The sequence below is a fragment of the Nostoc sp. genome (assembly GCF_036917535.1).
Taxonomy (GTDB): domain Bacteria; phylum Cyanobacteriota; class Cyanobacteriia; order Cyanobacteriales; family Nostocaceae; genus Nostoc.
The window spans coordinates 147,989-164,118 of sequence record NZ_JBALDA010000014.1 but is presented as its reverse complement, the minus strand read 5'-3'; the positions used below and the strand labels follow the sequence as shown (position 1 = coordinate 164,118).

The following is a 16,130-nucleotide window of genomic DNA, read 5'->3' as shown; positions in this document are numbered from 1 at the left end:
TTTGTTATTTACTAATGACCAATGACCAATGACTAATGACTAATGACCAATGACTAATGACTCTTGACTAAAAAACTATGCTGCCGGAACAACAACAGCGGATTTTGGGTTACTTTATTGAAGAAGCCAGAGATCACCTGAATACCATTGAGCAGGGCTTACTGAATTTAGAGGGTACCCTGAACGACCCGGAAATGATCAGTGAGGTCTTCCGGGCGGCTCACTCCATCAAAGGGGGAGCGGCGATGCTTGGATTGACTAGCATCCAGCATACCTCCCACCGTCTGGAAGATTGTTTCAAAGTTCTTAAAGATAATCCGGTTCAGATTGACCAAAAGTTAGAGTCTTTATTTCTTGGTGTATCTGATACCCTAAAATCGCTGTTAGAGCATTTGAGTGGGCCTTATGGTCTTTCTGAAGATGCAGCTAATACTTTGATGTCAGAAACTGAGCCAGTTTTTCAATGGCTGTATCAGCATCTGGAACTACTTGTAGAACAAGCAAAGAGTAGAGTAGCCAGCAGTCCTGATGTCACAGAACTTACAACCTCTGTAGAGAATGTCTCCACACTGACAGAACTTTTCCTGCGGCGAGATGTTCCCGATCTGGCAGAAGACACCCATCAGGAATCTCCAGACTCGGTGGTAACCCAAGAGGCGCTAGACGCTCGCGGACTCGCTAACGCTGCGCTATCGCCAGTCACTGCTAAAGAAAATAATAACTGGAGCGAGTTTCAGTCCCAAGTGCTGCAAACACTGCGGGAAATGTTGCAATTATTTAAGCAAAATACAACACCCTCAACTCGGCAAAACCTCCAGCAATGCTGTTACCAGTTAGTTAAACTTGGTGAAACCTGGAATTTGTCCAAGTGGTGTGGTTTGTGTCAAGCAGCAGCCAGTGCGATCGGCAATCCTGAAAATACTTATCTGACTTTAGCTAAAATTGTCATTACTGAAATCAAACAAGCTCAAGAATTAGTCCTGCAAGGTAAAGAAGCCGAAATTGCAATTAGTCAGCAACTAGAAGCACTTTTGAACTTTGCAGAAATTGAGTTATTAGAAATTACCCCTGATTTATTTGATGAGCAGTCTGCGGCTTTCACAGAATCAGAGCCAATTCTATCTGGTAATACCAAGGCGTTAGCCCAGACAACTGAAGAACTGAATCTAGACAAAGATAGTAGCGAACGCCCCTCCCTTCAGTTACAAGGAACACCACTAAATGAAAGTAGAAACACTAGTCTTACTTTCACCACAGATGACGAACCACATCCAATCAGTAACAATCTTGACCCCAATGGGCCAGAGGTAGGAATAGCTGAGTTAAATACCCTTGCTGATTTATTTGACGGCGAAACTCCCGAACTAGATGAAAGTTGGCATCAAGAAGAAACCTTAGATATTGTTGCTATCGATGACTTTGGAATTGATTTGAGCAGCACTGAGGCTGAAGAGGCTCATAATGATTTATCTGATTTACTCTCCTTTAATGAAGATATAAGCAACGCGTTGCACCCAACAACCACAGCCACAACAGAAGATTTATCTCTGTTATTTGGCGACCATTTCCTAGAAAAAGATAATTCAGAACCGCAAAATCAACAAACATCTGCTACGCCTCTAGAGTTGAGCGATATTAATGAATTTGAGATAAATTTAGACTCATCTTCTTCCGAAATTTTACAAGAATTTATTGATATTCCTAGTGATACAAACCAGACTACTAGCGAAATTGTCCAAAATAGTGAACTCGAAGATTTATTGACACTGGGGTTAGATGATGATGAACTATTGCCAACAAGCAAAGTCACTCAACCAGAAACTGAGCCGTTCAACAGTTTGGAACTATCTACCAACCAACAAAACAATTTTGATAATTTATTCTTAGAAATTAAAAATGTAAATTGGGTAGAAGAAATTACCCCTAGTGACTACATAAAATTACCTCAGCCAACAGATATGTCTTTGGACAACTTGTTTGCTGAAATGGAAGAACAGCCACAACTATCGACAAGTGAACCAGAAATCAGTGATTTATTTGATACACTTCCAATAACAAAACCTGAGTTTTCTCAATCAGAAAATGATCTCAGCAACTTCTGGAACCAGGAAACCACAGAAAAAAAGGACGAATTCGATTCCTTAATTGAGCAGAATCTAGAAAGGGCGTTAGATGAAAGTTTGTTTACTGCGGCGGCTGATGATATTTTTGCTGATAATCAGCAGTCCATATCTTCTCCTATAGCCAGTTTTGATATGGAAGAAGATTTTGATATCAATTTCCAGCATCAAGAACAGCTAGATTTGATATTATCATCAGATTCTGGAGATAATTTATTTGATGAATTAACATCAAGTAGCTTAACTAATTCTCCTATAATCAACGATACCTCCACGCCGGAAATGCCTTTGTTAACGCCGCATCCGGGGGAAGAAATTCTCAGACTACAACAACCAGAATCTTTAGATTTTGTTCCAGAATTCACTAATCAGACCCCAGATATATTTGCTGTTGATCTGGAAGTTAATTTATTAGGCGCTTTTGATGAGAATCCGCAACTTCTGTTTGAAGATGTCGCGACAAATGATTCCACTTATATTCAAATGAAAACCACAGAGACTACTGTGGATGAAATATCAGAAACTGTCAGTTTGAGTGAAAGTTCAGATTCAACATTAGCCGAAAAACAGCCAAGTGATTTGTTCGGCTCTTTTGATGAAAATCCACAACTGCTGTTTGAAGATGTCGCGACAAATGATTCCACTTATATTCAGATGGTCACCACAGAGAATACTGTGGATGAACTATCAGAAACCGTCAGTTTGAGTGAAAGTTCAGATTCAACATTAGCCGAAAAACAGCCAAGTGATTTGTTCGGTTCTTTCGATAAAAATCCACAACTGCTGTTTGAAGATGTCGCGACAAATGATTCCACTTATATTCAGATGGACACCACAGAGAATACTGTGGATGAACTATCAGAAACTATCAGTTTTGGGGAAACTTCAGATTCAAAATCATCCCAAGCACAATTAAGTGATTTGTTCGACTCTGAAGATGTAGCAACAAATGAATTGACCTATATTCAGATGGACACCACAGAGAATACTGTGGATGAACTATCAGAAACCGTCAGTTTTGGGGAAACTTCAGATTCAGCATCATCCCAAGCACAGCTAGGTGATTTGTTCGACTCTGAGGATGTAGCAACAAATGAATTGACCTATATTCAGATGGACACCACAGAGAATACTGTGGATGAACTATCAGAAACCGTCAGTTTTGAGGAAAATTCAGATTCAGCATTATCCGAAGCACAACTAGATGATTTGTTTGACTCTTTTGATGAAAATCCACAACTGCTGTTTGAAGATGTCACGACAAATGATTCCACCTATATTCAGATGGAAACCGCAGAGTATATTGTGGATGAGCTATCAGAAACTATTAGTTTTGGAGAAACTTCAGATTCAGTCCAGACAAGCCCAGAAGTTTTAGAGACTGAGGAAAATAAGAATTTAGAAACTACCTTTGATCTAAGAGAAAACACAGTTGTTGAAAATAATTTATTATTTACGGAAACCACTGAAATAGTTGCTCAAGAAGATGAATTTGCAGACTTGGCAGCATTATTAGGAGAGGACGTAGCACCCATCCCCCAAGCGAAGAAGATACCAGGAGTAGATTTTGCTGCCTTGGAAGAATTGCTAAGTACAGATAACAACAGCGATGTCTACGACGGACTACGCCAACGCCAGCCCTTCAATACTCAACCAGTCTTAACTAAAAATGCTATTCCATCACCAGCCATAAAAGATGAATTTGGTGACTTAGAGAAGTTGCTGGCAGAAGCAAATCAAACAATATCCCATTCAACTGTAGTAAAATCGAACACCAACAAAACTACTGGCCCCTCTACTCGTCGGGCTACGAGATTTGAAGAAACGATGAAGGTTCCAGTTAAGCAACTGGACGATATGAGTAATTTAGTTGGGGAGTTGGTGGTAAACCGCAATACCTTAGAGCAGGATCATGAACGACTACGACAGTCATTAGATAACTTGCTGATTCAGGTACAACAACTCTCAGATGTAGGTGCAAGGATGCAGGAGTTGTATGAGCGATCGCTACTAGAAGCGTCTCTGTTAGCGGGACGCAAAAAGAAGGAACCCGGCTTACAAGCCTCTGATTCCAATGCCGATCGGGGTTTTAGCGAGCTAGAAATGGATCGTTTTACTCCCTTCCATACACTCTCACAACAGATGATTGAGCGGATTGTACGAGTGCGTGAGTCGGCTAGTGACATTGATTTTGTTACCGAAGAAACCGAACGAGTCGCCAGGCAGTTCCGCCAAGTAACCACCCAGTTACAAGAGGGATTAACTAGAGCGCGAATGGTGCCTTTTGCTCAAACTATTGATCGCTGGCGGCGAGGAGTGCGCGACAACGCCATTAAGTGTGGCAAACAAGTAGAGCTGGTGATCGAAGGTGGCGATACCTTAATTGACAAGATGATTTTGGATCATCTTACCGATCCGCTGACTCACATGCTGAATAATGCGATCGCTCACGGTATTGAAACGCCAGAAGAGAGACAAGCTGTAGGTAAACCACCTGTAGGAATCATTACTATCCGTGCCTTCCACCAAGGCAACCAAACGATCATTTCCGTAGGCGATGATGGCGCAGGCATCGATTCCGCAAGGGTTAAGGCTAAGGCGGTAAAGATTGGCATGATTACAGAAACGCAGGCAAAAGCTATGTCTCGGCTGGAAGTCTACGATCTGCTGTTTCAGTCTGGTTTTACGATTAAAGACCAAGCCGATGAAATTTCCGGTCGCGGTGTGGGTATGGACGTAGTGCGCTCCGAAATTAGCGAAATTCGGGGAACAGTTAACACTGATTCTGCGATCGGTAAGGGAACTACCTTCACCATTCGTTTACCACTGACTCTGAGTATTTGTAAAGCTCTCTGCTGCGTCTCCGATCGCGCCAGAATTGCTTTCCCGATGGATGGTGTAGAAGATACGCTAGATATACCAGTCAAAAATATTCAGCATGATGCCAATGGGCAATCATTTATTTCCTGGCGCGATACGGTGCTACCATTCCGACCCTTGAAGGAACTTTTAACCTTTAATCGCCAAATCAGTCGCGGTAATGTCTATGGTGGCACCAGAGATGATGATATGGTTTCTGTGGTTGTGGTGCGATCGGCAAATACCCTGATTGCTCTACAGATTGACTTGGTGTTAAGCGAACAAGAAATTGTAATTAAGCAATTTGAAGGACCAGCACCTAAACCAATTGGTGTTGCTGGTGCTACAGTCTTAGGTGATGGTCGAATTATGCCCATTGCTGATGTACTGGAAATAATTGACATCTTCCAGGGACGGATTTCTACACAAACTGGTGGCAATTCTTGGCAACAGAAACTCACTCCCCCAGATACTTCTCCCACGAAGATTGACCCGACAGTGCTGATTGTCGATGACTCGATTACAGTCCGAGAATTGCTATCGCTGACATTTAACAAAGCAGGTTATCGCGTAGAACAGGCACGTGACGGTCAGGAAGCTTGGGATAAACTCCGCTCCGGTTTGCCTTGCGATATCGTATTTTGCGACATCGAAATGCCTCGTTGCGATGGTCTGGAATTACTCTCTCGCATCCAGAAAGACTCTAATCTTAACCACTTACCGATCGCTATGCTCACCTCGCGAGGTGCAGACAAGCACAGACAAATTGCCGCTCAACTCGGTGCTAGTGGCTACTTTACCAAGCCCTATCTCGAAGAAGCTCTACTTGAAGCTGCGGCGCGGATGCTCAAAGGAGAGAAATTAGTTAACTAAATCAACCAAAAGATTGAAGAATTTGGGATGGATACACCAAATGGCTTTATCCAACCGCGCCAGGGTACGTTGACTAGTCGTTGCTGTCGAAGCAAATTGATGATTTGGAACCGACTCTCACTCGGCATGGCTATGACGTGACGGGCTTGGCTGAACAGTTCAATGCCAAATCGGCTGAAATTACAGCTATTTTCAGGTAAATAGACCACGCGGTAGGGGCGCAAGGCCCTGCGCTCCTACAACAGATGTGGTTCAAATACATGAAAACTGCTGTAAATTGTTGTTTTGTGGCTAACTTGACTCGGTGCGTGTGCGTAAGTTGCAGGAGCAAATGTTGGCTGCGGGGCTGCCACTTTGAGCAGGTCTTGAGCGAAATCATATGCAGGTGAGGACTATGAAGATATTAGTTACGGGCAACGAAGGAATGATTGGTTCAGTTGTTGAAAAAGTTTTGTGTGCCGACGGATATGAAGTGATTGGCTTTGACATTGCAAGTGGTCATAATATTCTAAATCCAAATGAAATTCGTTCGGCACTTCAAGGCTGTGATGCAGTTGTTCATCTTGCTGCGCTACTTGGAAACTCTGAGGACATGCCGGATGAAATAATGGCAGTCAATCTTCTCGGAACTTGGCATATTCTTTCAGCGGCAGCAGAGGCAAAACTCAAACGTGTTGTTTTTTTCAGCAGTGTTGATGTATTAGGAATCTTTAAAGGTGAGAGAAAACCAGATTATCTTCCTTTAGATGACAATCATCCTTGTTATCCAACCACCCCTTATGCAGTTTCTAAGCGCCTTGGTGAAGAAATGTGCAGATATTTTACCGATAGCACAGGTATCCCAACTATTTGTTTGCGACCACCAGGTGTTTTTGATGAAGAAACTTACAATTTTATTATTTCCAATCGGCAAGCCAATCCCGATTTTGAATGGAATCCATTTTGGGAATACGGCGCTTTTCTCGATGTTCAAGACGCAGCAGAAGCAGCACGGTGCGCTTTACACTGCCCTAATCCTGGTCATGTCACTTTGCTGCTATGCGCGGATGATATTTCTTCGGCACATCGAACTAGTCCAGAAATGGCTCAGTCCCTACTTCCTGAAGTAGATTGGCATGGTGGACATGAATATGAACGTGAGCCTTACAAAGCTCTTATTAATACCCAACTTGCTAAAGAAGTCCTCCAATGGATTCCGCGTCACAGATGGCGACCGCAAAACAAATAAATTTTAGTTTCCTATAGAATCAGCAATAATGCTTCGTTTTTTTTACTTTATAGTTGCAAATAATCCTGGCTCAGTTGCAGTTAATCCTGGCTGAAGCACAATTATAGTTGCATTTAATCCTGGTTTGAAAATGTCATGATTGCAGGTCTGAGCGATTAACATTGCAGGTCGCTACATCTACACGCTTCTACCTCGATTAAAACTGATACTAGTTTTTATAGTACAATTGTTCTATAAATAGAAATAGCACGTATTCGCCCCGCCAGAAGCCGGGGCTTTCCCTTTGAAAACAATTAGAGTGAATACTCCAAGTCTTGGGTCTATCTTTGTAGTATGTAAAGAAGCACTTTGACCTAAGACTATGCCTTTTTCTGAAAAATCTCTCACTTACCCAATCAGCCATAAGAGCAATCAAGCTGATAATTACCACGGTACTTCAGTTGCAGACCCTTACCGTTGGTTAGAAGATCCTGACTCTGAAGAAACAAGAACTTGGATTGAGGCACAAAATCAAGTTACTTTTGGCTACCTGAGTGAAATTCCTGCTAGGGAAAAAATTAAACAGCGCCTTACCAAACTTTGGGATTATGAAAAATATGGTATCCCTTTCAAAGAAGGCGATCGCTACTTTTATTTCAAAAATGACGGATTGCAAAATCAAAGTGTCCTTTACACCTTGAAAACCCTTGAGGATCAACCCAAAGTTTTACTCGATCCTAATAAACTTTCAGAAGATGGTACTGTTGCTCTTTCAGGATTGTCGATTAGCGAAGATGGTAAACTTTTAGCTTATGGTCTATCCTCCTCTGGTTCTGATTGGCAAGAATGGAAAGTCCGCGATGTTGAAACTGGTGAAGACCGCCAAGACCATCTGAAGTGGATTAAATTTTCTGGCGCATCTTGGACACACGATCATCAAGGTTTTTTCTACAGTCGCTACGATGAACCAAATGAAAAAACTCAATTAGAAGATGTCAACTACTATCAAAAGCTCTACTATCATCAACTAGGTAAACCTCAATCAGAAGACTTACTAATTTACCATCGTCCTGACCAAAAGGAATGGGGTTTTAGTGGTGGTGTTACTGAAGATGGACGCTATTTAATAATTTCAATTTGGCTAGGTACTGACTCTAAAAATTTGGTTTTTTTCAAAGATTTAACTAACCATAATGCGGAATTTGTAGAGCTAATTAACCAATTTGAGGCAGATTATAGCTTTATAGACAATGATGATAGCGTGTTTTATTTTCGCACAGATTTAAATGCACCAAGGGGAAGGGTTATTGCGATTGACACTAAAAAACCCGCCTCAGAAAATTGGCAAGAAATTATTCCCCAATCTGCAGAAACATTGGAAAGTGTCGGTATACTTAATAATCAGTTCGTTGCTGATTACCTCAAAGATGCTCACAGTCAAATCAAAATTTTTGACCTCAAAGGTGCCTTTATTCGAGAGATAGAACTACCCGGACTCGGTTCAGCCGGAGGCTTTGGTGGTAAGCGTTATGATACTGAAACTTTTTATAGTTTTACCAGCTTTACCATACCAGGCACTATTTATCGCTACGACATGATGACAGGAAAAAGTGAGGTTTTCCGCCAGCCGCAGGTAGATTTTAATCCTGATGATTACGAGACAAAACAAGTCTTTTATCACAGTAAAGATGGTATTAAAATACCAATGTTTATAACGCACAAAAAGGGTATTAAATTAGATGGAAATAACCCTACTTATCTTTATGCTTATGGTGGTTTTAATGCTTCAATGACACCCGGCTTTTCAGTGAGTCTGTTGGTGTGGATGGAGATGGGTGGTGTCTATGCTATGCCTAATATCCGCGGTGGTGGAGAATACGGTGAAGAATGGCATCAAGCAGGAATGAAGCATAAAAAGCAGAATGTCTTTGATGACTTTATTGGGGCTGCTGAATGGTTGATTGCTAACAAGTATACTAAAACTGAGAAGCTAGCGATCGCAGGTGGTAGTAACGGCGGTTTATTAGTGGGTGCTTGTATAACGCAACGTCCTGATTTATTTGGTGCAGCTTTACCAGCAGTCGGTGTCATGGATATGTTGCGGTTCCACAAATTTACCATCGGTTGGGCTTGGACTTCCGAATATGGTTCAGCAGATAATCCAGAAGAGTTTCCCGCGCTGTATGCCTATTCACCATTACACAACATCACACCAGATACAGCTTACCCAGCAACCTTAATTACCACAGCCGATCATGACGATCGCGTTGTCCCTGCTCATAGTTTCAAATTTGCTGCTGCTTTACAAGAGGCTCACGCAGGTGATGCGCCAACGCTAATTAGAATTGAGACTAAAGCAGGACATGGTGCAGGTAAACCCACGGCTAAAATTATCGAAGAAGCCGCAGACAAATGGGCTTTTTTGGTACGTGCTTTAGATGTGAAATTTTAGCAACTTTGTTGGGTGTACCCTACGAGACTAAACTAACTATCGCCCTGACTAACTTCTCTGGCTCTACAGGTTTTGTAATGTGAGTTTGAAATCCTACCTGAAGCGCTCTTTGTCGGTCAATTTCTGCGGCAAAAGCAGTCAGTGCGATCGCCCGAATGTTTCCTCCTTGATTCGGTGGGCGAGATCGAATTTGCTGCATCAGCATATAGCCGTCCATCTCAGGCATACCTATGTCACTTACTAGCACGTCAGGAGTGAACTGCTCTAGAGCTTGTAAAGCTTCTAAGCCAGAAGCGACGGCTGTCACATTTGCCCCGCTTTGTGACAGCACAAATGCCTGAAACTCGCGGGTATCTGGCTGATCATCCACCAGCAAAATTTGAACGCCGTCTAAAGACACTTCTGCTTCTGCCTGGGTGTGGATTGGCTCGGATGCAATCGATGTTGCCTGCTGCATGAGGGGCAATTGGATGATGAAAGTTGCGCCTTGATTCTCACCCTGACTTTCTGCTGTCACCGTGCCCCCGTGCATTTCGACAATTTGCCGCACGATCGCTAGCCCCAATCCCAACCCGCCAAATTTGCGTGTGGTTGAGCCGTCTTCTTGGCGAAAATACTCAAATACATGGGGCAAAAACTGGGGATTGATGCCCTTGCCAGTATCGATTACCCGAATCTGAGCTAGCCCATCGAGTTGCCGCAGTTCAACGCTTACTTGTCCGCTGTGGGGTGTGAACTTAACGGCATTGGTAAGCAAATTCCATATCACTTGTTGCAAGCGAGCTGCATCGCCAGAAATTGAAGCGATCTTAGAATCAAGATCGAGAGCGATCGCAATATTTTTTGCTTCTGCTGCCAAACGTACCGTTTCAACGGCGGCAGAAATCACAAAAGTCAAACTGACCGGAGCCGCTGTTAAGCTGAGTTTGCCCTGCATGATACGCGAGATGTCGAGCAAGTCTTCGATTAGTTGCGTCTGTAAATTGGCATTGCGCTCGATAATTTTCAAGGCTTCAGCTCTACGGGCTTCGCTCAGTTTGCCGTTTTGTAGTAAGTGCACCCAGCCTAAGATCGGGTTGAGAGGCGATCGCAATTCATGAGACAGTACCGCCAAAAACTCATCTTTGATTCGGTTGGCGCGATCGGCTGCTTCTCTTGCGGCTTGCTCACTGGCAAGGAGTTGTTCTCGTTCTGCCTCAATGCGTTTTTGCTCAGTGATATTGAGTACAGTGCCGACAAAGCGTTGGGGATTGTTGGCAGCATCAAAGTAAGCTTGTCCTCTGGCTGCAATCCAGCGTTCAACCCCATCCTGAATCCCGAGCGTGCGATATTCTACGTTATACTTGCCGCTACTTTTTGGGTTCAAAGTCCATTGCAGCACCTGTTCTATTCGTTCGCGATCGTCGGGGTGCAGTCCGGCGAAAAAGACCTCAATGCTGCTCTCGGCTTTTGGTGGTAAGCCAAACATGGCTTTGCAACCCTCATCCCAAATCAATTCATTGGTGATCAGATTCCAGTCCCAGGTGCCTAATTGAGCAGCCTCGATCGCCATGCGGAAGCGGTTTTCACTGTCGCGCAGTGCTGCTTCAGTGCGGGCGCGTTCGATCAGCGGAGCGACACGCGCTGCAACGTTTTCCAGCAACAACATCTCATCCGCCTTCCAATGGCGCGGCTTGTTGGAACTGACTCCGATCGAAGCTACCCAACGCCCTTCATGGACAAACGGTGCGATCACGTAGGATTGCAGATTGATGAGCGTGTAATTGTCGGCGAAATCCTTTGTCCACGGATGCACGTTCACGTCGTCAATCCCGAACGGTAAACGTGCCGCCGTTTCCCACCATTCCTTCGCGCCGAAAAGGGAAAGGTCATAAGTTCCGGCAAGATCTGATCCGTCGAGCCGCCAATCGGGTAGAACCGTTACCTGGCTGCCGTCCGGCGTGACATCAAGATAATAGCAGCGATGCCCGTTCAAAAACGTTCCGACTTCGCGCGTGACGATGCGGTTGATTTCCACTGCATCCGTCACCGTGCCGAGTCTTCGGCTTAATTCGGTCAAAAACTCCACTTGTCGTTCGGCTTGTTTGCGCTGGGTGATGTTGCTGAAAATAATCGCGACTTTATGCTCTTCCGGCTCGTCCACCGGGAAAGCGTACAAATCGAACCAGAACCCCATCGCTTCGGAACTGTTGACCCACCTTTCGGGCTGTATTGTTTTGACGACTTTTCCGAGAGTTTCCGCCCAGTGCGGCTCAATGTCTGGCACCAACTCGCGGATGGTTTTGCCAATTGCGTTTTCGAGCGCGGTGATGTTCAAGAAAGCCGGATTAGTTTCAAGAAAGCGGTAGTCAACTGCCTTTCCGGCATCGTCGAATAAAACTTCGACCAGACAAAAACCTTCGTCAATCGAATCGAATAGTGTGCGGTATTTCTCCTCCGATTCGCGCAAGGCTGCTTCGGCGCGGGCGCGTTCGACTGCCGCCCAAGTGCGATCGGCTACTTCTTCCGCCAAAGACACCTCGTCCGGTGTCCAAGCTCGCGACCCGGATGTGTTAACTGCCAGCCCCGCTACAAATTCGCCCCTCTTGACCAAGGGTATGCCGATGTAAGCACCGATCTCAATCGCGGCGCTGCTCGCTGTTCCGGGGAGAGGTTGGGATCGGCTTCCACATCGGAGACGGACACGGCGCGACCAGTGCGGTAGGCCGCGAGCAGCTTGGGGCCGAACGAATCAATCGGGTAGTTGCCAGCGAGTGCTGCGGCTTTGTTAACATAATCACGCTCAACGACGTAATCAGCGCCGCGAACCTCGAAGTACAATACACGGTTCGCGCCGAGATATTCGCCAAGCACACGGCTGGCCGTAGCCTGAATCTCTACTGGGTCGGCAAGTGGGCGGAGTGCGTCGGTCAAAGAGAGGCGGAAAGCATTAAATTCGGCGGTTTGCCGCGAAATTTCTTCTCTTAGTTTGCGATCGCTAATATCTTTGAAGACAATGGCAACTTTTCGTGCTTGGGCTTCACCCATGCGACAGGCATAGACATCGAACCATCGGTTCATTGCAACAGAGCCATTTTCAAAGCGAGCAGGTTCACCCGTTAGAGCAACTTGACCGTAAATCTGAATCCAATGGTCTTCTAAATCTGGAACTAACTGACGCGCTGTTTTCCCGACTGCTTGTCGAAGTCCAGTTTGTTGCTCAAAGGTGGGATTGATCTCTAAGAAGCGGTAGTCGAGCGGCGTATCATTTTCGTCAAGTAGCACTTCAATAATGCAGAAGCCTTCGTCGATTGATTCAAACAGTGTCCGGTAGCGTTCTTCGGATTGACGCAGGGTTGCGGCAGTTTGAATTTGCTCGGTAACATTCCTGAAATAAACGGTGATGCCGTTTGGGGCGGGGTAGGTGCGAACTTCGTACCAATGATCGTGATCCGGGTAAAACACGGTCATTGACGCAGCCACACGATCGCGCATGGCGCTCCAGTAAACCTGGGCTAATTCATTGCCAATCAGTCCTGGATATTCTGACCACAAATTTTTGCCAACTAAATCGCCTGGAGTGCGATCAAGTACTGTTTCGGCAGATGGATTCATATAAGTAAACTGCCAGTTTTCATCCAAAGCAAAGAATGCGTCTGTAAAACTCTCCAGAATATTCCGAGTCTGCTCCTCGCTTTGGCGCAAGGCTTGTTCTGCCAGTCTGCGATTGGTGATGTCTCGTGTCACGCCTGCCACTGCATCTACTACACCGTTTATGCCCAAAAGTGGCACGAAAATGTATTCATAGGTGCGCGTGCCGATTGCGCTAGTGTAGAGCGTTTCATCCTTGAGCGGCTGGCGCGTGGCGATCGCCTGTTGAATCTGTTGCTGAAGTCGGGTCGCTAAATCGGTTGGATAATCTAGCTCAAAAAAGTTCTTTCCCAAAGCTTCATCCAAAGTTTTCTGCCAAAGATTGAGGAACGCCGGGTTGACATACGTGAACCGTCCTGCCAAATCAAAGGTATAAATAAAATCGGGAATTGCCGCAACGATCGCGTTGAACTTTCGCAGTTGCCCTTCGAGTTCGGTACGGCTCTGGCGTAATGCTACTTCAGCACGGGCACGCTCGACCGCTGCCCACGTCTGCTCTGCTGTTTCCTCAACTTGTTTCACCTCATCTTCCGTCCACTGACGAGGGTTTGCCTGATGCACCGCCAGCAGAGCGACAAATTGATCGTTCTTGTTCAGCGGCACATCAATATGCGCGGCAATATCAATTGTTTGATACCTTGCCTTTTCGCTAGCAGTGTATTTAGGGTAGTTTGCCACATCAGGAACGATCGCCGTTCGCCCCGCTCGATGGTCATCTGTCAGGTTGCGTCCGAAGTCTTCCAGATGGTACAGTCCGCTCAGTTCGGCAACACCATTTGTGTAGTTCTTGTGAACGATGATCTCCTTGCCGCCCGGTAACACTTCAATATAAATAACGCGGTTTGCGCCTAGAGATTCGCCCAAAATGCGGGCAGCGATCGCCTGAATCTCATTAGCATCAGTCAGCGGGCGTAGCGCATTGGTGAGCTTGACTCGAAACGCATCGGCTTGGGCAGCTTGAGGCAAGGTATCTGTTGATGTATCTACCGACAGCAGATCGGATTCTGGCTGCTGGACTTGATCTAGTTCACTCAACAGGATTTGCACAGCCGTTTTTAGGCTGTCCGACCAGGTTTCGACGGCCCCTAGCGGCGTTTGCGACCAATCGTGCGATCTCAACAATGTACCGATCTCGCCACCACCAACAAAGAGGTTTTCAGCCCTTGCCTTGTGATCAGCAGCCCATCTCCAGCGGTGTCGCATCTCCCGTTCTAAAGCCTCAACTATTAAATCATTAAATGATTCGCTGCCTTCCTTAAGTTTCCTGGCTTTTGCAAGCAAGTCAGGCGGAAAACAGATTGTTAAGGCTTCGTGTTCCATAGCAATGAGTGTAACCAGATATTGATATTATTTATTGTATTCTGCCCATAGAATAGTACGACTGAGTTGGGTTCCACTCTTTTATCCGCAATTAAAGGGTGAGTCTTAATATAGATGAGTTAAAATTCAATCAATTACTCTAGGCAGATATTAACTATGAGATGGGAAGAAGTTTGCGAACACAAACAATTACAAGATTTACCCTTCAAAATTGAATTAAATAAATGGGGTCAAATCGTCATGAGTCCAGTCAAAATTAAACATTCTTTTTATCAAGGAAGAATCCAACGTTTATTGGAATCTTTATTAAATACAGGAGAAGTAATGCCAGAATGTGCTATCAACACATTAGACGGTGTGAAAGTTGCTGATGTTGTCTGGTGTTCAGAAGAACGATTTTCTCAAATTGAAGATGAAGTATCAGCGTCTATTGCACCAGAAATTTGTATAGAAGTGAAATCAACTGGTAATACTTTAGAAGAAATGGAATTTAAAAGAAATTTATATTTAGAAGCTCAAGCTCTTGAAGTATGGTTATGTAATGAACAAGGTCAAATTAAATTCTACAATGAACAAGGGGAATTAGGACAATCTTTGTTAGTTCCTAAGTTTCCTAAGCAAATTAAACGATAATTGCAGATAAGATGGTAGAGAGCGATCGCCTCAATTACCTATTTTTAATAGATATCCTAAAATTATTCAGAAACTCTACTTCGATGCTGAATTAAAATAATCGTTACTTGATTTATATTATCTATTTCATAAATGACACGATATTAATCTTGGCAAAGGGTGAAGGTAAACAATTATTTACTTTCACCCTTAATGTTTTACTCCATCTAAGCAAAAGTTTAATATCTTTATCCTTCTTATATAGTTAAAACGCCACAGCTTGGGCTGTACCAGTCAAATCGATTGTCGTATAGGTTTGTCTTTGCCCCTGGTTGAATTTAGGAATTACAGAAAAGAGGTTTGTTGTTGTGATTCCCTTAGTTTGAACTGGCGCTGAGTTGCTTTTCCCAAGGTTTATCCGGGGTAAGATCAAAGTAAATACGGTATTGCCACTATCTACTGTCTTACGGATAGTTACAGTTACTAGTGTACCAATTTCTGTTTCTACACTACGGATCTGCTCAGTACCTTGAAAGTTTAATGTCTGTTGCTTATCTTTATAGGTAAAAAGAGGCTTGCCAATAAAGCTTGTCGTTGAGTAAGTAATGCTGACATTCTTACCTTGAAACTGGTATAAGTTTGGTACTGCTTGTGAGGCTTGAGCTGATAATACAGGTATTGCTGTTAACAGCATACCTAATGTAAACGATCCAATTAAATTTGTTGTTTGCATATCTCAAAAAGTTGTTGCTAATTTGACAAAGATACCTGCTCTAATTGGGATGACAACAGGTATCAAATCAATTTTAAAAAAGAATATTCTGAAAATCGTGTCAAATGGAACACATTGTAAAGGTTGTTAATATACTTGCAATAATTTCTAATATAACGTAAAAATTTTATCTGCAAACCTGATTACTCTCAGTAGATTTAATGGCGTAAATCCAGCTACCATCTCAATTAACCAAACAAATTGCTTGAGCGACTTGTTAAAGGTAGGCAAACATTCCGCCACACTGTACTAGCAACTTGAGTTAGATTTAGATTTTGAAATACC

At 44.0% G+C, this 16,130-nt stretch carries 7 protein-coding genes and 1 pseudogene; 4 read left to right on the top strand and 4 right to left on the bottom strand.

The genetic code is table 11. The annotated features are described in order from the left end of the window. Positions 1 to 77: 77 nt before the first annotated feature. The 3 genes from V7K56_RS04390 to V7K56_RS04380 all read left to right on the top strand — a co-directional run bounded on the left by V7K56_RS04390 (position 78) and on the right by V7K56_RS04380 (position 9,511). Positions 78 to 5,852, top strand: a complete 5,775-nt coding sequence (locus tag V7K56_RS04390; protein ID WP_334907954.1) for a hybrid sensor histidine kinase/response regulator — start codon at positions 78 to 80, stop codon at positions 5,850 to 5,852. A 379-nt stretch (positions 5,853 to 6,231) separates the two neighbouring features. Beyond that, positions 6,232 to 7,080 (top strand): NAD-dependent epimerase/dehydratase family protein, encoded by an 849-nt coding sequence (locus V7K56_RS04385; protein ID WP_334907952.1) that lies wholly within the window; start codon positions 6,232 to 6,234, stop codon positions 7,078 to 7,080. A 361-nt stretch (positions 7,081 to 7,441) separates the two neighbouring features. Next, entirely contained in the window at positions 7,442 to 9,511 is a 2,070-nt protein-coding gene (locus tag V7K56_RS04380) for a prolyl oligopeptidase family serine peptidase (RefSeq protein ID WP_334907950.1), read from the top strand. A gap of 19 nt (positions 9,512 to 9,530) precedes the next feature. Here V7K56_RS04380 and V7K56_RS04375 read toward each other — a convergent pair whose 3' ends face one another. The 3 genes and pseudogenes from V7K56_RS04375 to V7K56_RS04365 all read right to left on the bottom strand — a co-directional run bounded on the left by V7K56_RS04375 (position 9,531) and on the right by V7K56_RS04365 (position 14,461). Next, positions 9,531 to 11,540, bottom strand: a complete 2,010-nt coding sequence (locus V7K56_RS04375) for a hybrid sensor histidine kinase/response regulator (RefSeq protein ID WP_334907948.1) — start codon at positions 11,538 to 11,540, stop codon at positions 9,531 to 9,533. A gap of 99 nt (positions 11,541 to 11,639) precedes the next feature. Continuing rightward, positions 11,640 to 12,029, bottom strand: a pseudogene (locus tag V7K56_RS36930) (PAS domain-containing protein); the annotation flags it as partial. Between the two features lie 50 nt (positions 12,030 to 12,079). Next, on the bottom strand, positions 12,080 to 14,461 hold the full coding sequence (locus V7K56_RS04365) for a YlcI/YnfO family protein (protein ID WP_334907945.1): 2,382 nt from the start codon (positions 14,459 to 14,461) through the stop codon (positions 12,080 to 12,082). A gap of 156 nt (positions 14,462 to 14,617) precedes the next feature. Here V7K56_RS04365 and V7K56_RS04360 point away from each other — a divergent pair, with 156 nt between their 5' ends. Next, positions 14,618 to 15,094 (top strand): Uma2 family endonuclease, encoded by a 477-nt coding sequence (locus tag V7K56_RS04360; RefSeq protein ID WP_334907943.1) that lies wholly within the window; start codon positions 14,618 to 14,620, stop codon positions 15,092 to 15,094. A 244-nt stretch (positions 15,095 to 15,338) separates the two neighbouring features. Here V7K56_RS04360 and V7K56_RS04355 read toward each other — a convergent pair whose 3' ends face one another. After that, entirely contained in the window at positions 15,339 to 15,806 is a 468-nt protein-coding gene (locus V7K56_RS04355) for a hypothetical protein (protein WP_334907941.1), read from the bottom strand. Between the last annotated feature and the right edge of the window lie 324 nt (positions 15,807 to 16,130).

Coding starts and splice junctions, on each gene's coding strand:
- V7K56_RS04390 (WP_334907954.1), top strand. CDS start 78: ATGCTGCCGGAACAACAACAGCGGATTTTGGGTTACTTTATTGAAGAA.
- V7K56_RS04385 (WP_334907952.1), top strand. CDS start 6,232: ATGCAGGTGAGGACTATGAAGATATTAGTTACGGGCAACGAAGGAATG.
- V7K56_RS04380 (WP_334907950.1), top strand. CDS start 7,442: ATGCCTTTTTCTGAAAAATCTCTCACTTACCCAATCAGCCATAAGAGC.
- V7K56_RS04365 (WP_334907945.1), bottom strand. CDS start 14,461: ATGGAACACGAAGCCTTAACAATCTGTTTTCCGCCTGACTTGCTTGCA.
- V7K56_RS04360 (WP_334907943.1), top strand. CDS start 14,618: ATGAGATGGGAAGAAGTTTGCGAACACAAACAATTACAAGATTTACCC.
- V7K56_RS04355 (WP_334907941.1), bottom strand. CDS start 15,806: ATGCAAACAACAAATTTAATTGGATCGTTTACATTAGGTATGCTGTTA.